Raw genomic sequence first — 26,178 nt, 5'->3', positions numbered from 1 at the left:
AAAAAAAGATATGAGAAATTTAAACAATGTTCCTAAAGTAATAATGGACTCAAAAAGCATTGGACATCCTATTGATTTTAAATGGACAAAAAAGAAAATAGATCAGTTATTAGATCCAATTGAAGGAAATGAAGATTTAGAAAATACTTTAATGCAAATTAATCATAAAGGTTCAATCGGATTAACTGCTGCGTTATTAGAATGGGTTTATTGGCGTTTTACAGGTTACACTCAAGCAACGTGTGATACACAGAAGCGTATTGAAGCTCTTTGGTGTTCTATAAGCAATCGTGAGCAAACTAATCCTTTATTGTTTGATACAGATTTGGAAATTTCAGCCACAGGTGCAGTAAATGGTGCTCTATGGATTGCACTTATGAACGTAAGAATGATTGATGTGAGATATAGAAAAGGGTCATACTTTTTACAAAATGAACTTGTAGGTCTAGTTTTACTGGCACGCCATATTACTCCAAAAAAGAAAAAATTTGATAAATGGTTCAGTCAAACCATAACAACATTAATGAATACCCATCCTTGCAGTTACAGAAATACAGCTTTGGACGAAACAGATGAAGCTGTATACAATTCATCAAATGAGCCAGTAATCTCTCGTGAGTTTTTCTTTGATTCAGAATTTAAATATAGCAATGAAGCATCAGAAAATGCAATTCATAATTTTATAGATAACCTAGATCTTAAAGCAAATCCTTTTTTAGATTTTTCTAGAAAAGCATCTTAGTAGTAACAACTATTAATTCAAAAAATAACCCGTAAAGAATTCTTTGCGGGTTATTGTTTTTTATTCATTTATGGTTTGAATTTTAAAGGAAGATGCACCACCTTTTTGGTTTCAAAAAATTCATCATCAAATATTGCAGCCAAATCGTATAAAGTTGCATTTGGAAAATCTTTTAATTCTTCGGCTAAATCACCGCCTTTTAAATATAGAATTCCATTTTTTAAAGTGTGTTTATGCTGTTTCTTAATTTTATCTTTTATCCAAGAAACAAAATCCGGCATATTAGTTACCGCTCGGCTCACTATAAAATCGAAATCTCCCTTTACCAATTCGGCACGTTTTTGTTCTGCTTTTACATTTTTCAATTCTAATGCATCAACAACACCTTGAACTACTTTTATTTTTTTAGCGATAACATCAATTAAATAAAAACGAGTTTCCGGAAAAAGGATCGCTAACGGAATTCCAGGAAAACCGCCGCCAGTTCCAACATCAAGAACAGTTGCCCCAGGTTCAAACTTCATAATTTTTGCAATTCCTAACGAATGCAAAATATGCTTTGTATATAATGAATCAATATCTTTACGAGAAATCACATTGATTTTCTCATTCCAATCGTGGTATAAAAAGTCTAATTTTTGAAATTGTTCGATTTGAAGATCGGTCAAATTTGGAAAATATTTCAATATCTCATCCATTGCTGTAAATTTTTAACAAAAGTACTACTTTACGATTGAAATATTTAACTCAATTTTGCAAATTGAGAATTTATAATAATTACCTTTGAAAACTATTTAAAATAATTATGAATAACACTGCACCTACATTTGCAAGGCAAGACAATCTGAAATTTTTCAGGACACTTAACTCTCGGGTAAACAATTACTTTAAGGAAAACAACATTCAGAAAACTGGAAACTGGAAGTTACACTTAAAAGCCGTTATTCTATTCGCAGTTTTTTTAACTCCGTATTTTTTAATCCTTACATTAGACATGCCTTTTTGGGTAATGCTCCTTTTATCAATCGTAATTGGTATCGGAATGGCTGGAGTTGGAATGAATGTAATGCACGATGGAAATCACGGTTCCTATTCGAATAAAAGCTGGATCAATAAATTTATGGGAGGAACCATTTATGTTCTTGCTGGAAATGTTTACAACTGGCAGGTACAGCATAATGTACTTCACCATACTTATACTAATATACCTGGACACGACGAAGATTTAGACGCTGGAAGAATTATTCGTTTTACAGAACATGCAGAATGGCATAGTTTTCACCGTTTTCAACATTATTATTCTGTTTTCTTATACGGTTTATTGACTTTCAATTGGGCAATCACAACCGATTTTAAGCAAATGAGAAATTATCTGAAAAGAAAATTATCTTACGGAGAACCAAAAAGCCCAAAAATTCTTTGGACAACTTTGATCATCACTAAACTTATTTATATTTCAATTTGGATTGTTTTACCAATGGTAATTGGAATTACTTGGTGGAAAGTGCTAATTGGCTTTTTTGTAATGCATTATACAGCTGGATTAATTCTTAGTGTTGTATTTCAATTGGCACACGTTGTAGATCATACAACAAATCCCTCTCCAAATGAATTAGGAGAAATGGACAATACATGGGCTGTTCACCAATTGTATACTACAACTAATTTTGCACCAAAAAATGCAATTGTAAACTGGTACACAGGTGGATTAAATCACCAAATCGAACATCATATTTTTCCAAACATCAGTCACATTCACTATGGTAAAATTGCAAAAATCGTAAAGGAAACTGCAAAAGAATGCAACCTGCCTTATTATGAGTACAAAACAATGCGAAGTGCTATTGTAGCTCACTTTAAGCATTTACGTGAATTAGGAATGAAGCCTGAATTATCTGTTTAAACTAAAAAATCTATTAATAATTAACCTTCCTTAATTAAAGTTGAAATTAAGGACATTCAAAATTTTTATAATGAACCATATTCTTTCAGACAGAATTAACAACCTTGCGACATCACAAACTTTAGCAATGGCTGCTTTGGCACGCGAATTAAAAGCGCAGGGAAAAGACATTATCAGTTTAAGTTTAGGTGAACCTGACTTTAATACACCAGACTTCATTAAAGAAGCAGTAAAAAAGGCAGTCGACGAAAATTACAGCACATATTCTCCAGTAGAAGGTTATTTAGAATTGAGAGAAGCAATCTGCAGAAAATTCAAAAGAGACAACGGATTAGATTATAAACCAACTCAAATCGTAGTTTCTACAGGAGCAAAACAATCTTTATACAACATTGCACAAGTAATGTTAAATGATGGTGACGAAGTTATTTTACCAGCACCATACTGGGTTTCTTATTTCGAAATCGTAAAACTTTCTGGCGGAGTTCCAGTTGAAGTTCCAACATCTGTAGAAACAGATTTCAAAATTACACCAGAGCAATTAGAAGCTGCTATCACACCAAAAACAAAAATGATGTGGTTCTCTTCTCCTTGTAACCCTTCAGGATCTGTTTACAGCAGAGAAGAATTAACAGCTCTAGCAAAAGTTTTAGAAAAACACCCAAATATATATGTAGTTGCCGATGAGATTTATGAGCACATCAATTTCTCAGGAACTTTCTGCAGTATCGGTTCAATTCCAGGAATGTTAGACAGAACAATTACTGTAAACGGAGTTGCAAAAGCATTTGCTATGACAGGTTACAGAATTGGTTACATAGGTGCTCCAGAATTCATTGCAAAAGCGTGTACAAAAATTCAGGGGCAAGTAACATCAGGAGCAAATTCTGTGGCTCAACGTGCTACAATTACAGCTGTAGACGCAGATCCAAGTGTATTAAACCACATGGTTCAAGCTTTCCACACACGTAGAGATTTAGTTGTTGGATTACTAAAAGAAATTCCAGGAATTAAAATCAACGTTCCAGAAGGTGCATTTTACGTTTTCCCAGATGTTTCTTCTTTCTTCGGAAAAACTTTAAAAGGAACTGAGATTAAAGATGCAAACGATGTTTCGATGTATCTTTTAGCAGAAGCAAACGTGGCAACTGTTACTGGAGACGCTTTCGGAAATCCAAATTGTATTCGTTTCTCTTACGCAACAAGCGACGACATTTTAAAAGAAGCATTACGCAGAATCAAAGAAGCTTTGACTGCTTAATATACTATCTCATAAGTAAAAAATTAAAAAGGGTATTTTTTTAAAATACCCTTTTTAATTTTAATCTATTAAAAGTGAAGCAACAGCTGTTGTAATTAAAGTTGGAGAATTACATTCACAATTACTCAAACCAATAACATAAATTTGTTCAGAAGGTTCGTAAATCCCCATCGATTTAAAACCAAAAATACTTCCTCCATGTTCGCGCACGACTTTATCTTTTATTTTTTCTAAGTGCCAGCCATATCCATAATCAATCTTTGTCCCATTATTTAATTGATAATTAGTAAAAGCTTTTTCAGTAAATTCAGAACTTAGTAATACATTCTTATTAAGAGCATTTTGCCATTTTAGCATATCATCTACATTAGACATTATTGCACCCGTTGCATAAGGAATAGAAAAACTAATATAATTTTTATTTACATAACCTTGTTTATCACGGTAACCTGAAACCCTGTTTTTAATTATTCTCTCATGACTAGCATATAAAGTATTATTCATTCCTATTTTCCTGAAAATGCGTTCACTTATAAAATCACGATATGTTTGTCCCGATACAATTTCGATAATATAACCTAAAAGGACATATCCAGAATTGCAATACTTATATTGTTCTCCAGGCTTAAAATCAATTGGTTCATCTTTAAAAAAGTCTACCAATTCTTTTGGGGACAAATCTTCTCTGGCAATATTTTTTATAGATTTCATACTTGTAAAATCTTTAATTCCAGAAGTATGAGTAAGCAAATGATGTATTTTAATTACATTTCCATTTGTTGGATAATCTGGAATAAATTTTGTGATTTCATCGTTCAAATTGAGTTTCCCTTGCTCCGCCAGCATTAAAACAGAAATGGCTGTAAACTGTTTAGTAATTGAACCTATTTCAAAAATAAACTCTGGTTTCATTTTAACATTCAGTTCCAAATCTGCCATTCCAAATGCTTTTCTGTATACCACTTTTCCGTTTTTTGCAGCCAAAAAAACAGCTCCGGGAATTTCAGGTTTAAATTTTGCAGTTATAATACTATCAATTTTAGCTTCTAGTTTTTGAGAAAAAACACTCGAACTGAAAACTAAAAATAAAGCGAGAACGTATTGTAATAATGATTTCATTTTTTTATTGATTAATGATTGATAACCTTTTGACGACTTAAGTCATTTTTTGGTTACAACATCTGCTAATTTGTAAAAATCGAAAAAATATAACTTTCAAAATTCCCATTCCACAATATTGTAAAACCTCAGCTATAATCCTGTAAAACAGACCGATTAATAATTGCCAACTTTGTAATGTATTAATTTAAAAACTATTAGTCATGATACATACAGATGAAACCACAAAAGAAGCAGTTAAAACTTTAGAAGGATTAATTTCAATTCTTGAAGACGGAAAATTAGGATATACCAACGCTGCAGAGCACGTAGAAAATCCAGCAATGAAAACTGACTTTCTAGAATATGCTAGAGAAAGAGCTTTATTTATTGTTGAATTACAAGACGAGATCAATAAATTAGGAAAATCAACAGATACTTCTGGCGGTGGACCATTAGGAGCCTTACATCGTGCATGGATTGATATTAAATCATCATTTACAGGAGGAGATACAGAAGCTATCATTAATGCTTGCGTTACAGGTGAAGAAGCTGCAATTGAAAAATACAAAATGGCACTCGAAGAAAACCATCTTGAATACAGCCAAGTTTCAGTTGTTTCAAAACAGTTAAACAGTATTCAAAACACATTATCACAAATTAAAATGAGAGCGAATTAATCGATCGATCGATTCATGCTTTTTTTTTTGAAAACTGCTCGGTTTTAGGATCGGGCGGTTTTTTTGTTTTAAAACTGAAAAATAAATATTATTTTTCGTAGTATATGAAATATTAAATAAGGTATTTTACCCTATATTTTCATAAGTCTGGACTTGCATTGGAACCAAAAAAATATATAGAAATTTGAGTTTCTTTCTGCAGAAACCTTGCTTCTGAATATTCTTTCGGGGATTTACTGCGGGATATTCTTTTCCTATTAGGTTAAATCTCAAAAATATTCTCTTAATCATCATCATTCCATATTAAGTTAACAATTTCAAAAAAATCCCTCCATCATTAGCAAACTCGAAATATTTATAAGAACTTTGCAAACTTTTTTCCGTGAATACCACAAAAGCCTAAAGTTCTAAAAATGAAGAAGAAAATTGAAATATTAGCTCCTGCTAAAGATTTAATTGGAGGAATGGCCGCCATAAACAGTGGCGCCGATGCAGTTTATATTGGTGCACCGCAGTTTGGTGCGCGTTCTAATGCCAACAATTCTATTGAAGATGTTGCCGCTTTGGTACAATATGCGCATTTATTTAATGCTCAGGTTTTTGTTGTAATGAATACCATATTGTACGATAACGAACTGGAAACGTGTCGCTCAATGATTTGGGAATTATACGATATTGGTGTCGATGCCCTGATTATTCAGGATATGGCAATTATGGAAATGGACTTACCTCCGATCGTACTTCACGCCAGTACACAAGCCAATAATCGTGATGCCGATAAAATTAAATTCCTTAAAGATGCCGGAATCAAACGTGTGGTTTTAGCACGTGAATTGAACCTGCACCAAATTAAAACAATTTACGATCATGCTGATGTTGAATTAGAATTTTTCGTAACTGGAGCTTTATGTGTTTCATTCAGCGGGAATTGTTATATGAGTGTAGCCAACGGAGAACGCAGCGCCAACCGTGGTTCTTGTGCGCAAAACTGTCGTTTACCGTATAACTTAATCGACGGAAACGGAGAAACTTTAATCAGAAACAGTCACTTACTTTCGATAAAAGATTTAGATATTTCAGAACAAATTCCGAATTTGATTGAAGCCGGAATTGTTTCTTTTAAAATTGAAGGAAGATTAAAAGATGTTGTTTATGTTAAAAACAACGTTTCTTACTTACGTCAAAAACTAGACAGCTTTTTAGAAGGAGCTGGAAGCGAAAAATACATGAAAGCTTCTTCGGGAACTTGTACCTACACCTTTGATTCTTCTCTAAGCAGAACTTTCAACCGTGGTTATACTGATTATTTCGTAAACGACAGACACAGCTCGATTGGTTCTTGGGAAAGCCCAAAATCTAAAGGCCAGTATATTGGTAAATTAATTCGAACTGTTGGAAACGCTTACGAAATCGAAAACGGCGAATTGCTAAATAACGGTGACGGACTTTGTTTCATCAACGAAAACAACGAAGCCGACGGAATCTACGTAAACAAAGCCGAAAACGGTAAAATATATCCAAACGTTTTAAAAGAAGTTAAAGATGGAACTTTCATCTATAGAAATAACGACGCCGCTTTCATCAAAATTGTAGAAAGAGAAGACAGTGCGGTTCGTAAATTAAGTACCACTTTATTACTTACTGAAACAGAAACTGGTTTCGAATTAATCGCAACCGATGAAGACGGAAATGTAAGCACCGTTACTTTAGAACACCCAAAAGAACAGACTAAAACTGGCGAATCAATTGAAGAAAATATAAAAACACAATTGGCAAAAACAGGTTTCACACCTTATACTGCTAATGAAATCAATATTATGTTTTCTCAAAACTGGTTCCTTCCTATTTCAAAAATCAACGAAATGCGAAGAACTGTTTACGATCAGTTAACTGAAATTCGTTTGGCGAACTACAAACGCGAAGAACACCAATTGGTAAAAACTTCACATCCGTATCCTGAAACAAAATTAGATTTCATGTACAATGTTTCGAACAAAACAGCTCGTAAATTCTACGAACGTCACGGTGTTACCGAAATCGAAAAAGCATTCGAATTGCAATGGGATCCAGGAAAATCTCGTGTAATGACAACCAAATATTGCATCAAATACGAATTAAAAAAATGTCCGATACATCAAAAAGATATAGTGGGTGTTAAGGTAAAAGAACCATTAGTACTAAAGCAAGGTGAATTAGAGTATAAACTAAAATTCAATTGCAAACCTTGTGAAATGGAAATCTGGGAAAAAGATGCTGAATTTGAGATTGAAGAAGATCATTTTCATTAAAATACAAACCGATACTTTTTAAAAGAAGTATCGGTTTTTTATTTTGGGCGTGTCCCTCCGGGTCGGGCTATCCGTTACAAGTCCTCGCACTTCCTTCGTCAGGCTGTGGGCTTTCCACTTCTATCCCTCACGCAAACGAATTAACAAGAACTTTTATATTTATAATTTCTCACAATCTTGTCATTTCGATCCCGAAGCCTCGGGATCGAAATGACAAACTATACGGTTACTTTACCTAAAAATTAAATTTCAAATTAAAAAAAATCTGCTCGATCTGCAAAATCTGCGTGAAACCTCTATGAACCTTATTTTAACTTAAAAACAAAAACTTTGCGTTCTTCGCGTAATTCTTTGCGAACTTTGCGGTTAAAAGCATTTTTCTGTACTTTTACTACTCAAACAATACAACACTCCAAAATGAAAATACTACTCCTAGGTTCAGGCGAATTAGGCAAAGAATTTGTCATTGCCGCGCAACGAATCGGACAAACAATAATCGCAGTTGACAGTTACGAAAATGCGCCGGCAATGCAAGTTGCTCACGGATTTGAAGTCATCAATATGCTTGACGGCGAAGCTTTAGACCGAATCGTAGCCAAACACAAACCCGATTTTATAGTTCCAGAAATAGAAGCCATTCGCACCGAACGTTTTTACGATTACGAAAAGCAGGGAATTACGGTTGTTCCTTCAGCGAAAGCTGCAAACTTTACCATGAACCGTAAGGCAATCCGCGACTTAGCCGCAAAAGAATTAGGTTTAAAAACAGCCAAATATCAATACGCAACATCTGCAGAAGAATTACAAAAAGCCGTTCAGGAAGTTGGAATTCCATGCGTTGTAAAACCCCTAATGTCATCATCAGGAAAAGGGCAATCGACTATAAAAACAGAAAGCGATATCGAGAAAGCATGGCAATATGCCGTTGCAGGTTCACGTGGCGATGTTATTGAAGTGATTGTAGAAGCTTTTGTAGATTTTCATTCAGAAATTACGCTTTTGACGATTACTCAAAATGGAAATCCAACTTTATTTTGTGCTCCAATTGGGCACAGACAAGAACGTGGCGATTATCAGGAAAGCTGGCAGCCGGCGCAAGTTTCTGAAGCTGATTTGTACGAAGCACAGGATATGGCGGAAAAAATCACCGAAGCGCTTGGAGGTGCTGGACTTTTTGGGGTTGAGTTTTTCTTAACCAATGACGGTGTTTATTTCTCTGAACTTTCTCCTCGCCCACACGATACCGGAATGGTAACTTTGGCAGGAACGCAGAATTTCAATGAGTTTGAACTGCATTTACGTGCAATTTTAAGTCTTCCAATTTTCGAGATTACTTTAGAAAAAGCTGGAGCGAGTGCCGTAATTTTAGCATCAGAAGATTCTACAAATCCGACTTTCAGCGGAATCGAAAAAGTCGCTGCTTTGCCAAAAACTGATTTCAGGATTTTTGGAAAACCAACTTCAAGACCCTACCGCCGAATGGGCGTTGTTTTAGCGAATGATTCATTAATAACTCCAATCGAAAAAGTAACAGAACGCGCCAAAGAAACGGCAAAATTAATAATTGTAAATTCTTAAGAAATGAAAAAAATTATATTCACGCTTTTCCTGTTTATCGGGATTACAGCACAAGCGCAAACCAAAAAGAAATTTGACAAACCAACAATAGTTGAAGCTTCGTGCGGAGAATGCCAATTTGGAATGAAAGGTAAAAGCTGTGATTTGGCCGTTCGAATTGACGGAAAATCGTATTTCGTAGATGGAACAACTATTCATGATCACGGTGACGCACACTCTGAAAAAGGTTTTTGCAATGCCGTTAGAAAAGCTTCTGTTACAGGAGAAATTGTAAACGATAGATTTAAAGCGACTTCATTCACCTTAATAGATGATAAAAAATAATGGCATTAATACTCGAAAATATTGCTAAACATGTTTCTTTGACACTAGAAGAGCAGGCACTTTTTTTATCTAAGCTAGAAACGAATACTTATAAACCTAAAACAATTTTATTGAATGCCGGCGAAGTTTGCAAACACTCTTATTTCGTTAATTCGGGAATTTTACGAAGTTTCAATATCAACGATAATATTGTGGAGCATGTACTTTCATTTGCCTGCGAAGGCTGGTGGATGAGCGATATGTACAGTTATTTTTCGCAAAAACCAGGTCAGCTTTTTATTGAAGTTTTGGAAGAAGCAGAAGTGGTTTCATTATCCAAAGAAAATCAGGAACAATTGTATCTTGAAATTCCAAAACTGGAACGCTTTTTCAGAATTCTAATTGAAAATTCATTAGTTGCCAATCAGCAAAGATTAATGGATAATTTAAGTTTACCTGCGGAAGAGCGTTTCGAAAAATTCAGTAAAAAATACGGGACCTTAATTCACAAAGTTCCCCAAAAACAAATTGCGTCTTTTATTGGAGTAACGCCTGAATTTTTCAGCAAAATGAAAGCGAGACTTTTGAAGAAATAATTTTTTTTTTGGCCACGAATTACACAAATTTCCACTAATTAAATTGCTTTAAAATTGAAATAAAATTCGTGGAAATTTGTGTAATTCGTGGCAAAAAGAAATCCTTTTAATCTGTAAATCTGTGGCTAAAAATAAGACCAGTTCATTGAACTGGCCTTTGAATTAAAATTGCTCAACCTCTGTAGAATGTTTCATCGCGGTTATTGTTGATTTTCCTATCATTACGGTATTTTGAACCGCATCAAAATAAGAAGTTCCAACGAACGCTTGGTGTTTTACCGCTCGGAATCCGTTTTTTTGTAAAGCGAATTCTCTTTCCTGCAATTCAGAATATCCTGCCATGCCGCGTTCTTTATAGGCTTTTGACAATTCGAACATACTGGTATTCAAAGCATGGAATCCTGCCAAAGTAATAAATTGGAATTTATATCCCATTGCAGCTAAATCTTCCCTGAACGTTTCCATTTCGGCAACCGTTAATTTTGCTGCCCAATTGAAGGATGGAGAACAGTTGTACGCCAGCATCTTATCTGGGAATTCTTTTTTCATCGCCGTCGCAAACTTTCTCGCATAATCTAAATCGGGATTACTGGTTTCCATCCAAATTAAATCAGCGTAAGGTGCGTAGCTTAAACCTCTTGCAATTCCCTGATCAATTCCGTTTTTAACGTAGAAGAAACCTTCAGCTGTTTTTTCACCTGTTAAAAATTTCCTGTCTCTTGGGTCTGCATCGCTTGTTAATAAATTTGCCGCATCAGCATCGGTTCTTGCTACAATTAAAGTTGAAACGCCCATAACATCCGAAGCCAAACGTGCTGCAATTAATTTATTAATCGCTTCCTGAGTTGGCACCAAAACCTTTCCGCCCAAGTGTCCGCACTTTTTAGCAGAACTCAACTGATCTTCAAAATGCACTCCAGAAGCCCCAGCTTCAATCATCGATTTCATTAATTCGAAAGCATTCAGATTTCCTCCAAAACCTGCTTCGGCATCGGCTACAATCGGAACTAAATAATCTTTTTTATCTTCAATTTCATTTACAGTTTGAATCTGATCGGCACGTAATAAAGCATTATTGATTTTTTTTACCACCATCGGAACGCTGTTTACCGGATAAAGTGATTGGTCTGGGTACATTTCTCCCGCCAGATTTGCATCAGCAGCAACTTGCCAGCCACTCAAATAAATCGCCTCTAAACCCGCATCAACTTCTTGAATCGCCTGATTCCCAGTTAACGCGCCCAACCCCGCAACATAATCCTGACTTTTTAACTTTCTCCATAATTTTTGGGCTCCCATTTTGGCAATAGAATGCTCAATTTGATAAGAACCTTGAAGCGTAACTACTTCGGCAGCAGTATAAGGACGTTCAACACCTTTCCATCTCGGGTTCGTGATCCAATCGTTAATCAATTCCTGAATTCTGTCTTCTGTTGTTTTCATAAATAGTTTAGTTAAAGTGGTTAGTAAAGCATTTTATTCAATTAAAAATTTTGAATTAAAAATTAAAAATCTGTGTTATCTGCTAAATCTGCGCGAAACATTTTTAATTTTTAATTCTCAATTTTTAATTCTTTATAAATATTTGTAGCATGGAATAGTCAAGAAATCAACGAAATCAGCATTTACAACTAATCTTTCCAGTACTTTTTCAGCCAATGGAAATTGTTGTTTTTCGTGATTTTCTTCTCCTAATTCCTCTTTGATTTTTCTGAATTCATCTAAAGCCAATTCGTGATAATAAGCCAAATCTAATTTTCGTCCATTATCCAAAACCACTTTATTCTGAAGCCATTGCCATAATTGCGATCTCGAAATTTCTGCGGTTGCGGCATCTTCCATCAAATTATGCAAAGCTGCCGCGCCTTGACCGTTCAGCCATGAAGCCAGATACAAAACTCCTACGTTGATGTTTTTGCGAACGCCGTTTTCAGTGATTATTCCGATTGGTGGTTCAATCAAATCTGCTTCTGTGATTTTTCGATGTTCTCTTTTAATATGAATCTGGTTGGGAGTTGGCATTCCTTTATCAAAAATTTCTTTTGCCAGAGAAACCAAATCCGGATGTGCTACCCATGTTCCGTCGTGACCATTTCGAACTTCGCGTTCTTTATCGGTTTTCACTTTCGCGAAAGCGAGAGCGTTAGCTTCTTCATTATTTCGAATCGGAATCTGCGCTGCCATTCCGCCGATTGCATGAATGCCTCTTTTATGACATCTTTGAATCACCAAATTGGAATACGCATTCATAAAAGGCGAAGTCATATTTACCTGATCGCGGTCTGGAACAATGAACTTTGGATTTTTTCTAAACTTTTTGATATAAGAAAAAATATAGTCCCAGCGCCCACAGTTTAAGCCAACGATATGTTCTTTTAATTCGTAAATAATTTCATCGAGCTGAAAACTTGCTGTAATGGTTTCAATTAAAACCGTCACTTTTATCGTTCCTCTTTTCAGCTTCAAATAATCCTCGGTAAAATCAATTACATTGTTCCACCAGCGTGCTTCCAGATAGTGCTCTAATTTCGGAATGTAGAAATAAGGTCCAGAATGATTTTCTAAAAGTCGTTTATGATTATGAAAAACATACAATCCAAAATCTACCAACGAACCCGAAACTTCTTTTTCTTCAATTAAAAGATGTTTTTCCGGCAGATGCAAACCTCTTGGACGCACAATTAACGTTGCCGTTTTTTCATTTAAATGATAGGACTTCTGTTTCACCAAATCGGTATGTGTAATTGTTTTATTTACCGCATCGATTAAATTCAGCTGACCTTCCATCAAATTTTGCCAGGTTGGCGAAGTGCTGTCTTCAAAATCGGCCATAAAAGTTTTTGCTCCCGAGTTCAAAGCGTTGATAATCATTTTACGATCAACGGGTCCGGTGATTTCTACTCTTCGATCCAACAAATCTTTCGGAATTTCACCTGCTGTCCAATTGCCTTCTCTGATACTTTTCGTTTCCGGAATAAAAACCGGCATAATTCCCTGATCAAAAGTGACTTGTTTTTGCTCGCGCTGCAAAAGCAATAGTTTTCGCTGTGATTCGAATTTTCTATGCAGTTTAGTTATAAAAGCAATCGCTTCTTCTGTCCAGATCTTTGGATAACGAAGTTTCTTTTTGGCTAAAAACTCCATCGCCTTTTCGGTAATTTCTAATTGGTTTTTCATAGCTAATAGATTTTATACTACAATGTTACAAAAAGTTTTTTATAAAAATAGCGAACGTTCGCTAAAATTTAAAAATATTTTTTTGGCGATTATTTGTAAATCAGTTACATTTGATATTATGGATATCGAAAAAGACTATATAAAGCTGATATTTGGGCTTAAACTCAAGCAAGTCAGAACACAAAAAAATCTTTCTCTTTTTGGCTTAGCCAAATTGACAAATCTTTCAAAATCGTATTTAAACGAAATTGAAAAGGGAAAAAAATATCCTAAAGCAGATAAAATTTTACTTTTATGCAAACATTTGGATGTGACTTACGACCAAATGGTATCTTTAAAACTCGATAACAACCTCGCCCCAATCGGTGAAATTTTAAAATCTGGAATTTTAAAAGAGATTCCGCTAGATCTTTTCGGAATTCAGGAAGCGGATTTAATAGATATTATTGCTAATGCTCCAGCCAAAGTCAATGCGTTTATTAGTACCATTATAGAAATTGCACAGCATTATAATTTAAGCCGTGAAAGTTTCTTTTTAGCCGCTTTACGATCGTATCAGGAAGCGCATAGTAATTATTTTGAAGATTTAGAAGAGAGAGTAATTGCGTTTTCTAAGTCGTTTCAGATCAATCTCGATTCAAAAATTACTATTGAAGAATTAGAAGCGATTTTAAAAGAAGAATACGAATATAATATAAAAGAAATTGCTTTTACCGATCAGGAAGCTTTGGGCGATTTGCGTTCGATTTATGTTCCGAAAAGCAGAACTTTACTACTTTCAACAGAACTTGACGCTCCGCAGAAAGCTTTTATTTTAGCTAAAGAAATTGCTTATAATTATTTAAAAATTTCAGATCGATTATTGACATTCAGCTGGATTAAATTTGAAAATTTCGATCAGGTTTTGAATAATTTTTATGCTTCGTATTTCGCGGGCGCTTTGTTATTGCCGAGAAAATTGGTTGTAGACAAAATCAATAATTTCCTAAATAATGAAAAGCCAAATCCAGAAGAATTTGTTTCTTTAATTGAAAGTTTCGAAGTTTCGCCAGAATCATTTTATCAGCGCTTAACGAATTTATTACCGAAAGATTTTCAGTTGAAAAATTTATTCTTTTTAAGAATGTCACATCCAATTGGATCCGATGTTTATCAAATTAAAAAAGAATTACACATTACAAATCAGCAAGAACCGCACGCCAACGAAACCAATGAGCATTATTGTAGAAGATGGGTTTCGGTAAAAACCATAAATGAAGCCATCAGACAAAATAAACCGCATTTTTTTGATGCTCAAATCTCGAGTTATGTACATAGCGGGAATGAATATTTAGTCTTTTCATCGGCAACAAAAGACCCTTTTGTAGAAAATAATATTAGAAGTATTTCGGTTGGAATTTTAATTAATCCAACAATGAAAAAGAAGTTTAAATTCATTGAAGGAAAACCTCTTATTAAACGAATAGTTGGTGTTACTTGTGAAACCTGCGATGTAAAAAACTGTTTGGAAAGAGCTGCACCGCCAATTGCCCTGGAAATGAAAAAACGCCATGACAACACAGATTTTGTTGTACAGCAGTTTATTAATCAATATAGTTAGAACGTTATGAAATATTTTGCTTTAACAATAACGCTGTTTCTTATTAGCTTCAATCAGAAGACAGACAAACTTACCGGACGTTATAATTATTTAATTGAAAACAACAATGTCTATATTCAAAAGGATAAAATTACTTTTAAGGATAGTGTTTTTGTCTTTGATAACAAGTTTATGCCAAAGGGGAAAATTTCTTATGGCAATACAATATTATTAGACAATTTCATCAATACTGATTTAATTATAAGTATCCCAAAAGATCAAATCAAAAAAGATACTATTGAATTTTTCATGCATGATAAGAAAAGTTCTGCTGCTAATTATCTTGATGAGGTGGTTGGAAAAGGGAAATTGATTAAAATTAAGTAATAGGAGTTTTTTTTAAAATCTCGCAAAGACGCGAAGTCGCAAAGTTTATTTCACTTTGAATACAATTACCTAAAAATATCTTCTCACAACCTTGTCATCTCGACGAAGGAGAGATCACACTATAAACTCCGATTCTATAATCTTCAATCTTTGTCGAGCTACTTACGAAGAATGGATTAAAATCCATCCCTACAATATGTTTTTGTTCCTTCGGAACGCTATCCCTTTACATTTATTCAACTTCTGAAAATTAAACTTCTAATTTAGCCCCGATAGAAGTGGAAATCCTTTTGTGGTGGGGTTCACCACAAAAGATTGGAACGGATAGCGGGACGTCAGGTCTTTTGAAAACCAAATTTCTGCTCCAGAAAAACCTTATCCCCAAAGCTTCGGGATAGTATTTTAGAACCTCAGAACCTTTAAAAAACCTTTCTTAATCTAGATTAAGTGCTTTTCCTTGACCTTGGCGGTATCTTTGTACTATAAAATAACAAAACACATAGGTCATGGAAAATATAGTATTACATAAAGCAGAAACAAGAGGAAACGCAAATCACGGATGGCTTAACGCTTATCACAGTTTTAGTTTTGCAAGCTGGTACAATCCAGATAGAATTCAGTTTGGAGCACTTCGTGTTTTGAATGATGACACGATTGCGGGTGGAATGGGTTTTGGAACACATCCTCACGATAATATGGAAATCATTACGATTCCGCTAGAAGGAGATTTGGCTCACAAAGACAGTATGGGAAATACCGAAATCATCAAAAACGGTGATATTCAGGTGATGAGTGCCGGAACCGGAGTGCAGCACAGTGAGTTTAATCCAAATGCAGATCAACAGACTAAATTGTTGCAAATCTGGTTGTTTCCGAATAAAAGAAACGTTTCACCTCGTTATCAGCAAATTACTTTAGATGTTGCGGACAGACATAATAAACTTTCTCAGATTTTATCTCCAAATGCAGATGATGAAGGAGTTTGGATTCACCAAGACGCTTGGTTCAATATGGGTAATTTTGACTCAGGTGTATCTACTGAATACACAATCAAAAAAGAAGGAAATGGCGTTTATGCTTTTGTTTTAAAAGGAAACGTTACCATCAACGGTCAGGAATTAAACACTCGTGATGCAGTTGGAATTTCAGGAACTGACATTTTAAAAATTCAAGCCAATACAGATGCTGAATTTTTATTGATGGATATTCCGATGAACTATTAATTCAAACAAAAAACAATTAATACCTGTACTTGGAAACGATAATAAATCTATAAATCAGATTATTATCGTTTCTTTTTTTTGTAATTTCAATAAATAAAGAAAAAAGTCTCCCGCAGATTTTGCAGATTTTATCTGTGAGAAAAACTTATATCTCAACCTAGATTTTCGTAAAAGAAATTACCTCATTTTTTATTTCTTAATCTAGGTTAAGTGCTCAAAGAATACTCTCACCGTAACTTTGTCCTATCAAAATGAAATTAATTATTTAAAAATAAAAATTATGGCAACTACAAAATGGTCAATTGACCCGACTCACTCAGAAATTGGTTTTAAAGTTAAACACATGATGTTTACAAATGTTTCAGGAAAATTTGGAACATACGACGCTACAATTACTACAGAAGGAGACAACTTCGAAAATGCAGCAATTGAATTTTCTGCTGATATCGCTTCTGTCGATACTGCAAATGCAGACAGAGACGGACATTTAAGAAGCGGCGATTTCTTTGATGCTGAAAATCATCCAAAATTAACTTTCAAGGCAACATCTTTCAAAAAAATCAATGAAGGAAGCTATGAAATTACTGGAGATTTAAACATTAAAGGTGTTTCTAAAAGCGTAACTTTTCCTGTAGAATACAGCGGAATCTTGACTGATCCTTGGGGAAATACAAAAGTAGGTTTAAGCATAGAGGGAAAAATTAATCGTAAAGATTGGGGTTTAAACTGGAACTCAGCTCTTGAAACTGGTGGTGTTTTAGTAGGCGAAGAAGTTCGTTTAAACATTGAATTACAATTTGTAAAACAAGCTTAATACTTTATAATAGGTTTTAATTTGGTTGGTTAAGAAGCCTGCACCTTTTCTCGGGAGTGCAGGCTTTTTTTTTAGGTTTGCCACGAATTTTACTAATTTCCAAGAATTATTTTTTTTTGCCACAGATTAAAAGGATTATTAGGATTATAAATCTGTGAAAATCTTTTTAATCTGTGGCAAAAATATTTCACCTTTAGAGAGAACAAATCCGTGGAAATTTGTGCAATTCGTGGCGAAAAAAAATCAGCGCACTGTATTTCTAAATTCTGTTGGGGACATTCCAGTTTGTTTTTTAAAAAATCTGGAGAAATACGAATAATCTTCATAACCTACTTTAAAGGCAACTTCGTTTACAGCTAATTGTTTATCGATCAACATTCTTTTTATTTCCAAAATTACGCGGTCTGTAATCACTTCTGTGGCGGTTTTTTGGAGGATTTCATTACAGATTCTGTTCAAATGTTTCAGGGTGATATTTAGTTTTTCTGCATAAAAAGATGGCAGTTTTTCCGTTTTAAAATATTTCTCTAAAAGCGATTCAAATTTATTGATTTTGATATTGTAAGAATGAGTCTGGTGCGAATAGGTTTCACCGTATTTGCGAGCAATTTCGATATGAATCGAATCCAACAAATTCAACATTTTGTCAAGCTGATACTTTAAATTCTCATTATTTTCCTGTATCAGCAGATCAAAATAAGGCTGGATTTTCGGAATTTCATTTTCTTCAAAAACCATTTCTGGTCGATTATGAATAGAATGATAAAAATTATATTCGTTTATATTTTTCTGTCTGAAGTATAAATTGTACAATTCCTGCGAAAAGATAATCACAAAACCTTCAATATCTCCAGATAAACTCCAATGATGCATTTGTCCTGGCTGCAGCACAAAAAGACTTCCTCTTTTGATTTCAAATTGATCAAAATCGATCTCGTGCAATCCTGAACCTTTCGTAAAAAACACCATTAAATAGGAATCGTGACGGTGCGGTTCTTCGACAAAACTGTGACTTTTTAAATGCTCTTTAAAAGTATTCACATAAAAATCTCGGTGAACATCATTGCAGCTAAAATTCTGAACACTATAAATTGGATATTTCTTCATGCGATATTAAATTTTAGATTGTAGATTGCAGATTTTGGAATTTGGAATTTGGAATTTGAAAACTTAAACAAAATGTCTTTATTGTGCTATAAGTAGCGAAGATATAAAAAAGACTTTTATCCTGCTCTATATTACCTTTGTATAAATAAAAAACAACAAGATCATGTCAAATGCATTAACTCATATTTTAAGTAACGAATGTCCTGTTTGTCATAAAGGAAAAGTGTTTACAGACAAAAATATATTTTTGACTTTTGGACTTCCAAAAATGAATGAATACTGCAGTCATTGCCATTATAAATTCCAAAAAGAACCTGGCTATTTCTTTGGCGCTATGTATGTAAACTACGGATTAACAGTCGCTCAGGGTATTGCAACCTATTGTGTTGCACAGTTTTTCTTTGAAACAAATTTCGATTTAAGAATCATTCCGATTATTGCAATTGTTATTACTTTGCTTACTTCTTTCAACCTGCGATTTTCAAGATTAGCATGGATTTATATGTTTAAGGATTATACGAGCTAAAAAAATACTATTTTTGCCTTCCAATTGAAACTAATTTTCAATTTTAAAAAAAAGTAAAAATTAAATTAGACAAATGAAAGCATACGTATTTCCAGGTCAGGGCGCACAGTTTACAGGAATGGGCAAAGACTTATATGAAAACTCGGCTTTAGCCAAAGAATTATTCGAAAAAGCTAACGAAATTTTAGGTTTTAGAATTACTGATATCATGTTTGAAGGCACTGCCGAACAACTAAAAGAAACTAAAGTTACACAGCCAGCGGTATTTTTACACTCTGTTATTTTAGCTAAAACTTTAGGCGAAGATTTTAAACCAGAAATGGTTGCAGGACATTCTTTAGGAGAATTTTCAGCTTTGGTTGCCAACGGAACTTTATCTTTTGAAGATGGTTTAAAATTAGTTTCTCAACGTGCTCTTGCAATGCAAAAAGCCTGCGAAATTACACCATCTACTATGGCCGCTGTTTTAGGCTTAGCTGATAATATTGTGGAAGAAGTTTGCGCTTCTATCGACGGAGTTGTGGTTGCCGCAAATTATAACTGCCCAGGGCAATTGGTAATTTCTGGTGAAACTGCAGCGGTTGAAAAAGCTTGTGAAGCAATGAAAGCTGCGGGAGCAAAACGTGCTTTAATCCTACCTGTTGGAGGAGCTTTTCACTCGCCAATGATGGAACCGGCAAGAGAAGAATTAGCCGCTGCAATTGAAGCGACTACTTTCTCTACTCCAATTTGTCCGGTTTACCAAAACGTAACTGCAAATGCTGTTTCGGATGCAAATGAAATTAAAAAGAACTTAATTATACAATTGACTGCTCCTGTAAAATGGACTCAATCGGTTCAGCAAATGATTGCTGACGGCGCTACTTTGTTTACTGAAGTTGGCCCAGGAAAAGTATTAGCTGGTTTGATTAACAAAATTGATAAAGAAGCTGTTACTGCGAATGCTTAATTTTTAAGTATTCAGTCTCGGTTTTCAGTTTTCAGTTTGAAACTATACTTATAAAAAATCCTCATAAATATTTATGAGGATTTTGTTTTTTCTATAGCTCACTAACTTCTAAACTATTATATTTATAATTGCTGTTATTAAATAACTTTGATCTCTTTTTTCAAAAAACACGTACCAAGTTGTTCTGGCATTGGGTTTATAAAAAATATAATTTAAACCTAAATACTGAAGTGATTTTGGAGTTTTCTTATGTGAAGTTTTTTTTTATTCGTTCAGGAATCGCATCATAAATATGTGAAACATACTCTTCAGCAGATTGAATAAAACCAAAATATTCTTTTTTATACAGAGTGACAACTAAATCATCAAGATAATGAATGACACTTGAAGTATAAATAACTTCTATTTTCCCCACCATTCTCTGATTCTTCTAATTGATTCCGCTTTTGCCTCTTCCGGTGTAAATCCTTTTGCAAACTCGGCATCAAAATCAAAAGTCTCTCGATCTATTCCTTTAAACTTAGGCTTCTGAACTTCGTATTCAACTCTGGGTTCTTCAACCTTATTGTTTTTTTTATTTTCTTCTTCCGAGTCCATAATTCCTACATTTTTAATCTTACAAATTTACAAAATAAATCGGAACAAAATAAAAATCCCAAATAATCTAAATTGATTATTTGGGATTTTTCACTTATTGTTAGACGCACTGCAGTGCGTCTCTACAGAATATATTTGTAAAATTTGGGTTTTTATTATATCGTCAGAAACTGAAAACTGAGACTGAGACCGAAAACTACGAACGAACTTTCTGCTCCCATTTCCAAGCGCTAGCCATTGCTTCGTCTAAGCTTAATTCTGCTTTCCAGCCTAAAACATTGTTTGCTTTATCTGTGTTTGCGTAAGCTTCAGTGATATCACCTTCGCGGCGCGGTTTAATTACGTATGGCAATTTTTTATCGCTTACTTTTTCGAAGCTGTGAATTACTTCTAGAACTGAACTTCCTTTTCCTGTTCCTAAATTAAACGTTTCAACTTTCGCCAAATTCTTTTTGTCGAACAAACGCTTTAACGCAATAACGTGTGCTTTTGCCAAGTCTACAACGTGAATGTAATCACGAACAGCTGTTCCATCTGGAGTTGGATAATCATTTCCAAAAACCGATAATTCCTGACGCAATCCTACTCCTGTCTGTGTAATAAAAGGAACCAGGTTTTGAGGAACTCCTAATGGCAATTCCCCAATTTCAGTTGAAGAATGTGCTCCAACTGGGTTAAAATAACGCAATAATATGGCGCTTATATTAGTTACTTTCGCAGTATCTGTAATAATCTCTTCTCCAATTTGTTTCGTGTTTCCATAAGGAGACATTGCTGTCTGCACAGGAGCATCTTCTGTAATTGGCATTTTTTCGGCTTGACCATAAACCGTACAAGATGAGCTGAATATAAAACTCGCCTCTGGTTTTTGCTGTAATTCTTGTAAAAGATATACTAAACTGCTAATGTTGTTTTCATAATACAACAAAGGCTGTTCAACACTTTCACCAACTGCTTTTGAAGCAGCAAAATGAATAACCCCAGTAACATCGTTATGTTTTTTAAAGAAATCCCGAACGGCACTTTTTTCTCTTAAATCAATTTTTTCGAATAAAGGCGTTTTTCCTGTTATCGCGGTAATTCCTTTTAAAACATCTTCTGAAGAATTCGAAAGATTATCAATTATCACAACTTCGAAGCCTTCATTTTGCAATTCGACTACCGTGTGAGAACCAATAAACCCTAATCCTCCTGTTACTAATACTTTCATTTTGTGGTTGTTTTTATGTAGTTAATTTGTAAGCCTGCCTTGCAATAAGGATCCATTTATTTTTTTGCTTTTGCCAAACAAGCATTATTCCTATTTTAATATCTCTATCAATGCCATCATCTTTGGTATGAGCTGCCAGGACATGTCGAACTATAGCAACATCACCTTGAATAGTTATAGTCTGATTCTGAAAATCGATAGATACAAAATTAGATTTCCCGCTAACTATTCCGTCAATAAATTCAGCTTGATTTTGAAAATTACCATTTGAGTGGACATAATTTAACTTGTCCGAAGTTAATGCTTTCAATTTTGCACCATCAGCATCAATCATTGCCTGACGCAAAATTTCAACTTGAGTACTAACAGCATTTTCTTCTTTAGCATTTGTTTTTTGAGCAAAAACCGAATACTGAACAAGAATCATCAAAATTAAAAGGCTTAATTTCTTCATAATTTATTTATTCAGAAATTCTAAAACAGAATCGGTTATAAATTTAATCTGCTCGTCATCAAGTTCTGTATGCATTGGCAAAGCAATTACTTCCTGCACTAATTGGTTTGTAACTGGAAATTGCTCTTCTTTATAACGAGGATCTACATATGCTTTTTGCGAATGCAATGGAATTGGATAATAAATTGCACATGGAATTCCTTTATCTAATAAATGCTGCATTAGAGCATTTCTATCTGCATCTAAAATTCTTAATACATATTGATGAAAAACGTGATCATTTTCGTTTGCAGCAAAATCTGGCGTAATGATATGTGCATTTCCAGCGAAAGCTGCATTATATTTTGAAGCCGCTAAACGACGTGCTTTATTGTACTCGTCTAACAAAGGTAGTTTTGCATTTAAAACTCCGGCCTGAATACTATCTAAACGTGAATTTACACCCACAACATCGTGATGGTAACGTTCGTACATTCCGTGATTTACAATTCCTCGGATGATGTGCGCTAATTTATCATCGTTGGTAAAAATTGCTCCACCATCTCCATAACAACCTAAGTTTTTAGAAGGAAAGAATGAAGTCGCAGCAACATGACCAATTGTTCCCACTTTTGATTTTGTTCCAGATTTAGAAACATAATCAGCACCAATAGCCTGCGCATTATCTTCAATTACATATAAATTATGTTCGGCTGCAATTTCCATGATAGCATCCATGTTGGCAGCGCGTCCAAATAAATGTACTGGAACAATTGCTTTAGTTTTTGGAGTAATCGCTTTTTTAACTGCTTCGATATCGATGTTCATATTATGCAAATCAACATCAACTAAAACCGGAGTTAATTGCAGCAAAGCAATAACCTCAACAGTTGCGGCAAAAGTAAAATCGGCAGTAATAACTTCATCGCCTGGTTTCAAATCTAATCCCATCATCGCAATCTGAAGAGCATCTGTTCCATTTGCACATGGAATTACATGTTTAGCTCCTAAATAGTCTTCAAGATTTTTTTGAAACTGATGAACCAAAGGTCCGTTAATATAAGTATTTGTATCTAAAACCTCTTGAATTGAAGCGTCTACAGTAGATTTTATTTTTTCGTATTGACTTTTTAAGTCAACCATTTGTATTTTTTTCATTTTCGATATTTTATTTAAAAAGCCTTTCTATTAAACCAGAATGCCAGAAAGAAGGAACAAAAATAGTTATTAATACCTTCAAACCAATGAAAATAAACGAAAGAAATGTAATTTAGCTGCAAAAATTACTACATGCTTTTTTTATATAATTTAGCCGTTTCTTTAGCAGCGTTTTTTCTTAAAATAATTGCACTTTTTAGTCCGAAAATTAAACTTTTTGTTGAAGGCCGGAAAAATGTGTTTTCTATTTTAGAAGAAAAAATCAAAGCAGATGACAAGACCATCTGGTTTCATTCAGCTTCATTAGGCGAATACGAACAGGGACTTCCTGTAATAGAGAAAATCAAAGAAAAATATCCTTCACACAAAATTATTGTTACTTTTTTTTCACCTTCAGGATATGAAGTACGCAAAAACAATACCGTTGCCGATGTCACTATCTATCTGCCTTTGGACACAAAAAGCAACGCTAAAAAGTTTTTAAAATTAGTTCATCCCGAATTGGCGTTCTTTATTAAATATGAGTTTTGGCTCAACTATTTAAAAGAATTAGAAAAAAGCAAAACTCCAACTTATTTGATTTCTGGAATTTTCAGAGACAATCAAATGTTCTTTAAATGGTATGGCGGATTTTATAGAAAAGCATTAAAAGCTTTTACTTTCTTTTTTGTTCAGAATGAAAGTTCCAAACAAAAAATAGAATCAATCGGATTTACTAATGTTATTGTTTCCGGCGATACTCGTTTTGACCGTGTTGCTGCAATTTTAGAAAGAGATAACAAACTTGGTTATATTGAAAATTTCAAAAATAATCAGCCAGTAATTGTTTTTGGAAGTTCTTGGCCAAAAGATGAAGTTTTAATTGCCGAATATATCAATCAAGCACCAGAAAATGTAAAATTCATCATTGCTCCTCACAATATAAAAGCAGATCAAATCGCTGAGCTTAAAGCACAAATTACAAAATCAACGATTTTATTTTCTGAAAAAGAAAATAAGGATTTATCAAAATACGATGTGTTTATAATCGACACCATTGGGCTTTTAACTAAAATATACAGCTACGGTACAATTGCTTATGTGGGCGGCGGATTTGGTAATCCTGGAATTCATAATATTTTAGAACCTGCTGCTTTTGGAATTCCAATTGTTATAGGCCCTAACTATTCTAATTTTGCAGAAGCCGTTTCGCTTGTGGAATTGCAAGGATGCATGGTAATTTCTAATACAGTTGAATTAAAAAAGACTTTCGACCAATTACTATCTGATAATGAATTATTTACAAAAAAGAGCAGCATTTGCAAATCATTTATTCAAGATAATAAAGGAGCCACAGAAACTATCATAAAAACCATTTCGTAATTGTTTTTATTCCAAAATTGGTCGCGATTATATCTTTTTTATGATAATTAAACCCATAAAAACATATTTTAAGTTTAATTAACCAAACAGAATAATCCTTAAAAAACAAAATAAACCATAACAAACGGAATTAAAAGAGCCAAAAGAGCGATAGAATTTTCAACAAAAAATAAATTAGACAAAACATACAATAATATAATTTATTTTTGTTAATTTGGCATATTATTTGATAACTAAGATAATCGTGAGTAAGGAAAATATTTTAAAAAAAAAGTGAAAAAATATTTTACATATTAAAAAATTTATATCTTTGCCACGAATTAATAATTAACCTTTTATAATAAAGTAAGATGAAAAAAGTATTTTTAAGTTTAGCTGTTGTTGCTGTTTTAACTGTTGTATCTTGTAAAAAAGCTGACGCTGCTGCTTCAGAAGCTGCTGTAGATTCTACTGCTGTTACTGTTGATTCAGCTGCTGCTGTTGTTGATTCAGCTGCTGCAACTGTTGATTCTGCTGCTGCTAAAGTTGATTCAGCTGCTGCTAAAGTAGAAGAAGTAAAAAAATAATTAGAACCTAGTTTCTAACGATTTTAAAACCATCTTTTCAGATGGTTTTTTTTATGATCAATTTTCACAGAATTGATTAGCTTCATAAAAAAAAAGCGCTCACTATTGTGAACGCTTTTTTTTTATTCTATTACTTCTTCCAATTCTTCCTCAGTCTCCTCATCATCAAAGATCAATTCATTTGAAGAGAAATCCAAAATTTCCGATCTGGAAGCATAAGTTACAATTTCCTTAATTCCTTTCTGCAAAAGCAATTCTGTACTGTATTTACGGCTTGTCGCAAATTGAGCATCACCAAGCATCAATTTAAAAAAATACTTCCCGCCAGAGCCTTTAAATTTCAAAAACTTTGCAAGTTCAATATTCGCTTTAAATTTCTCAATATCTTCCTCACACTCAAACCTCAATTCATAACTCAGACTTGTAAAAATAACCTTCCCTTTTCGCGAAGTAAATGTAAATTTATATTCATCGTTAAAACGCCTACTGATTACAAAAGCACCCATTTATAATTTTAGATTTTAGATTGGAGATTTCAGATTCTTAGATTCTTAGATTCTTAGATTCTTAGATTCTTAGATTCTTAGATTCTTAGATTCTTAGATTCTTAGATTCTTAGATTCTTAGATTCTTAGATTCTT

At 33.9% G+C, this 26,178-nt stretch carries 27 protein-coding genes; 16 read left to right on the top strand and 11 right to left on the bottom strand.

Annotation, left to right across the window (positions count from 1 at the left end):
- Window positions 1-10: 10 nt before the first annotated feature.
- Entirely contained in the window at window positions 11-742 is a 732-nt protein-coding gene (locus EDB96_RS04545; RefSeq protein WP_134139414.1) for a hypothetical protein, read from the top strand.
- 68 nt (window positions 743-810) lie between these two features.
- On the opposite strand, the gene rsmG is transcribed toward EDB96_RS04545, so the two are convergent.
- Window positions 811-1,440 carry a 16S rRNA (guanine(527)-N(7))-methyltransferase RsmG gene (gene rsmG / locus EDB96_RS04540; RefSeq protein WP_057117253.1) on the bottom strand — a complete coding sequence of 210 codons (630 nt, stop codon included), beginning with the start codon at window positions 1,438-1,440 and terminating at the stop codon, window positions 811-813.
- 107 nt (window positions 1,441-1,547) lie between these two features.
- On the opposite strand from rsmG, the gene EDB96_RS04535 reads away from it, so the two are divergent.
- Together EDB96_RS04535 and EDB96_RS04530 are read left to right on the top strand one after the other, a co-directional pair.
- A complete protein-coding gene (locus EDB96_RS04535; RefSeq protein ID WP_057117256.1) occupies window positions 1,548-2,645 on the top strand; it encodes a fatty acid desaturase family protein in 1,098 nt (365 codons plus the stop codon).
- Between the two features lie 70 nt (window positions 2,646-2,715).
- Window positions 2,716-3,906, top strand: coding sequence for a pyridoxal phosphate-dependent aminotransferase (locus EDB96_RS04530; RefSeq protein ID WP_057117259.1), 1,191 nt, complete (start codon window positions 2,716-2,718; stop codon window positions 3,904-3,906).
- A 60-nt stretch (window positions 3,907-3,966) separates the two neighbouring features.
- On the opposite strand, the gene EDB96_RS04525 is transcribed toward EDB96_RS04530, so the two are convergent.
- Window positions 3,967-5,025 (bottom strand): serine hydrolase domain-containing protein, encoded by a 1,059-nt coding sequence (locus tag EDB96_RS04525; RefSeq protein WP_134139413.1) that lies wholly within the window; start codon window positions 5,023-5,025, stop codon window positions 3,967-3,969.
- A 203-nt stretch (window positions 5,026-5,228) separates the two neighbouring features.
- Here EDB96_RS04525 and EDB96_RS04520 point away from each other — a divergent pair, with 203 nt between their 5' ends.
- From EDB96_RS04520 to EDB96_RS04500, 5 genes are all read left to right on the top strand, one after another.
- Window positions 5,229-5,684 (top strand): ferritin-like domain-containing protein, encoded by a 456-nt coding sequence (locus tag EDB96_RS04520; protein WP_057117264.1) that lies wholly within the window; start codon window positions 5,229-5,231, stop codon window positions 5,682-5,684.
- A 413-nt stretch (window positions 5,685-6,097) separates the two neighbouring features.
- On the top strand, window positions 6,098-7,972 hold the full coding sequence (locus EDB96_RS04515; protein ID WP_134139411.1) for a peptidase U32 family protein: 1,875 nt from the start codon (window positions 6,098-6,100) through the stop codon (window positions 7,970-7,972).
- Window positions 7,973-8,374: 402 nt separating this feature from the next.
- Window positions 8,375-9,550 carry a formate-dependent phosphoribosylglycinamide formyltransferase gene (purT, locus tag EDB96_RS04510; protein ID WP_262712469.1) on the top strand — a complete coding sequence of 392 codons (1,176 nt, stop codon included), beginning with the start codon at window positions 8,375-8,377 and terminating at the stop codon, window positions 9,548-9,550.
- Window positions 9,551-9,553: 3 nt separating this feature from the next.
- Complete coding sequence (locus tag EDB96_RS04505; protein WP_134139409.1) at window positions 9,554-9,874, top strand: DUF6370 family protein; 321 nt, start codon at window positions 9,554-9,556, stop codon at window positions 9,872-9,874.
- On the top strand, window positions 9,874-10,449 hold the full coding sequence (locus EDB96_RS04500) for a Crp/Fnr family transcriptional regulator (RefSeq protein ID WP_134139408.1): 576 nt from the start codon (window positions 9,874-9,876) through the stop codon (window positions 10,447-10,449). Before EDB96_RS04505 ends, EDB96_RS04500 begins: the two co-directional genes overlap by 1 nt.
- 162 nt (window positions 10,450-10,611) lie before the next feature.
- Here EDB96_RS04500 and aceA read toward each other — a convergent pair whose 3' ends face one another.
- Together aceA and aceB are read right to left on the bottom strand one after the other, a co-directional pair.
- Window positions 10,612-11,892 (bottom strand): isocitrate lyase, encoded by a 1,281-nt coding sequence (gene aceA / locus EDB96_RS04495; protein WP_134139406.1) that lies wholly within the window; start codon window positions 11,890-11,892, stop codon window positions 10,612-10,614.
- Between the two features lie 132 nt (window positions 11,893-12,024).
- Window positions 12,025-13,626 (bottom strand): malate synthase A, encoded by a 1,602-nt coding sequence (aceB, locus tag EDB96_RS04490; protein ID WP_134139405.1) that lies wholly within the window; start codon window positions 13,624-13,626, stop codon window positions 12,025-12,027.
- Window positions 13,627-13,744: 118 nt separating this feature from the next.
- Here aceB and EDB96_RS04485 point away from each other — a divergent pair, with 118 nt between their 5' ends.
- From EDB96_RS04485 to EDB96_RS04470, 4 genes are all read left to right on the top strand, one after another.
- Window positions 13,745-15,226 (top strand): helix-turn-helix domain-containing protein, encoded by a 1,482-nt coding sequence (locus tag EDB96_RS04485; protein WP_134139665.1) that lies wholly within the window; start codon window positions 13,745-13,747, stop codon window positions 15,224-15,226.
- Window positions 15,227-15,232: 6 nt separating this feature from the next.
- A complete protein-coding gene (locus EDB96_RS04480) occupies window positions 15,233-15,592 on the top strand; it encodes a hypothetical protein (RefSeq protein WP_057117290.1) in 360 nt (119 codons plus the stop codon).
- 506 nt (window positions 15,593-16,098) lie between these two features.
- Entirely contained in the window at window positions 16,099-16,815 is a 717-nt protein-coding gene (locus tag EDB96_RS04475; RefSeq protein ID WP_134139404.1) for a pirin family protein, read from the top strand.
- Between the two features lie 280 nt (window positions 16,816-17,095).
- Window positions 17,096-17,629 carry a YceI family protein gene (locus tag EDB96_RS04470; RefSeq protein ID WP_057117295.1) on the top strand — a complete coding sequence of 178 codons (534 nt, stop codon included), beginning with the start codon at window positions 17,096-17,098 and terminating at the stop codon, window positions 17,627-17,629.
- Between the two features lie 243 nt (window positions 17,630-17,872).
- Here EDB96_RS04470 and EDB96_RS04465 read toward each other — a convergent pair whose 3' ends face one another.
- Complete coding sequence (locus tag EDB96_RS04465) at window positions 17,873-18,736, bottom strand: helix-turn-helix domain-containing protein (RefSeq protein ID WP_134139402.1); 864 nt, start codon at window positions 18,734-18,736, stop codon at window positions 17,873-17,875.
- Window positions 18,737-18,899: 163 nt separating this feature from the next.
- On the opposite strand from EDB96_RS04465, the gene EDB96_RS04460 reads away from it, so the two are divergent.
- Together EDB96_RS04460 and fabD are read left to right on the top strand one after the other, a co-directional pair.
- The gene (locus tag EDB96_RS04460) at window positions 18,900-19,262 is read left to right on the top strand and encodes a DUF983 domain-containing protein (protein ID WP_057117300.1); all 363 of its coding nucleotides are present in this window, start codon (window positions 18,900-18,902) and stop codon (window positions 19,260-19,262) included.
- Window positions 19,263-19,335: 73 nt separating this feature from the next.
- Window positions 19,336-20,211, top strand: a complete 876-nt coding sequence (fabD, locus tag EDB96_RS04455) for an ACP S-malonyltransferase (RefSeq protein WP_057117303.1) — start codon at window positions 19,336-19,338, stop codon at window positions 20,209-20,211.
- A 247-nt stretch (window positions 20,212-20,458) separates the two neighbouring features.
- Here fabD and EDB96_RS21135 read toward each other — a convergent pair whose 3' ends face one another.
- The 5 genes from EDB96_RS21135 to EDB96_RS04435 all read right to left on the bottom strand — a co-directional run bounded on the left by EDB96_RS21135 (window position 20,459) and on the right by EDB96_RS04435 (window position 23,609).
- Complete coding sequence (locus tag EDB96_RS21135; protein ID WP_208326181.1) at window positions 20,459-20,629, bottom strand: hypothetical protein; 171 nt, start codon at window positions 20,627-20,629, stop codon at window positions 20,459-20,461.
- Window positions 20,614-20,808 (bottom strand): hypothetical protein, encoded by a 195-nt coding sequence (locus EDB96_RS04450; RefSeq protein WP_134139401.1) that lies wholly within the window; start codon window positions 20,806-20,808, stop codon window positions 20,614-20,616. The genes EDB96_RS21135 and EDB96_RS04450 overlap by 16 nt, the downstream gene beginning before the upstream one ends.
- A 196-nt stretch (window positions 20,809-21,004) precedes the next feature.
- Window positions 21,005-22,018, bottom strand: coding sequence for a UDP-glucose 4-epimerase GalE (gene galE / locus EDB96_RS04445; protein ID WP_134139399.1), 1,014 nt, complete (start codon window positions 22,016-22,018; stop codon window positions 21,005-21,007).
- A gap of 13 nt (window positions 22,019-22,031) precedes the next feature.
- Window positions 22,032-22,472, bottom strand: coding sequence for a nuclear transport factor 2 family protein (locus EDB96_RS04440; RefSeq protein WP_134139398.1), 441 nt, complete (start codon window positions 22,470-22,472; stop codon window positions 22,032-22,034).
- A gap of 3 nt (window positions 22,473-22,475) precedes the next feature.
- On the bottom strand, window positions 22,476-23,609 hold the full coding sequence (locus tag EDB96_RS04435; protein ID WP_134139397.1) for a DegT/DnrJ/EryC1/StrS family aminotransferase: 1,134 nt from the start codon (window positions 23,607-23,609) through the stop codon (window positions 22,476-22,478).
- 132 nt (window positions 23,610-23,741) lie between these two features.
- On the opposite strand from EDB96_RS04435, the gene EDB96_RS04430 reads away from it, so the two are divergent.
- Window positions 23,742-24,971 carry a 3-deoxy-D-manno-octulosonic acid transferase gene (locus EDB96_RS04430; protein WP_134139395.1) on the top strand — a complete coding sequence of 410 codons (1,230 nt, stop codon included), beginning with the start codon at window positions 23,742-23,744 and terminating at the stop codon, window positions 24,969-24,971.
- A gap of 350 nt (window positions 24,972-25,321) precedes the next feature.
- Entirely contained in the window at window positions 25,322-25,537 is a 216-nt protein-coding gene (locus EDB96_RS04425; RefSeq protein WP_057117327.1) for a hypothetical protein, read from the top strand.
- 122 nt (window positions 25,538-25,659) lie between these two features.
- Here EDB96_RS04425 and EDB96_RS04420 read toward each other — a convergent pair whose 3' ends face one another.
- Window positions 25,660-26,043, bottom strand: a complete 384-nt coding sequence (locus EDB96_RS04420) for a hypothetical protein (RefSeq protein ID WP_057117330.1) — start codon at window positions 26,041-26,043, stop codon at window positions 25,660-25,662.
- Between the last annotated feature and the right edge of the window lie 135 nt (window positions 26,044-26,178).

This window comes from Flavobacterium sp. S87F.05.LMB.W.Kidney.N, from assembly GCF_004366435.1.
In the GTDB taxonomy this organism is placed as follows: Bacteria; Bacteroidota; Bacteroidia; order Flavobacteriales; family Flavobacteriaceae; genus Flavobacterium.
The sequence above is the reverse complement of the archived record's forward strand: the minus strand, read 5'-3'. Positions and strand labels throughout refer to the sequence as shown.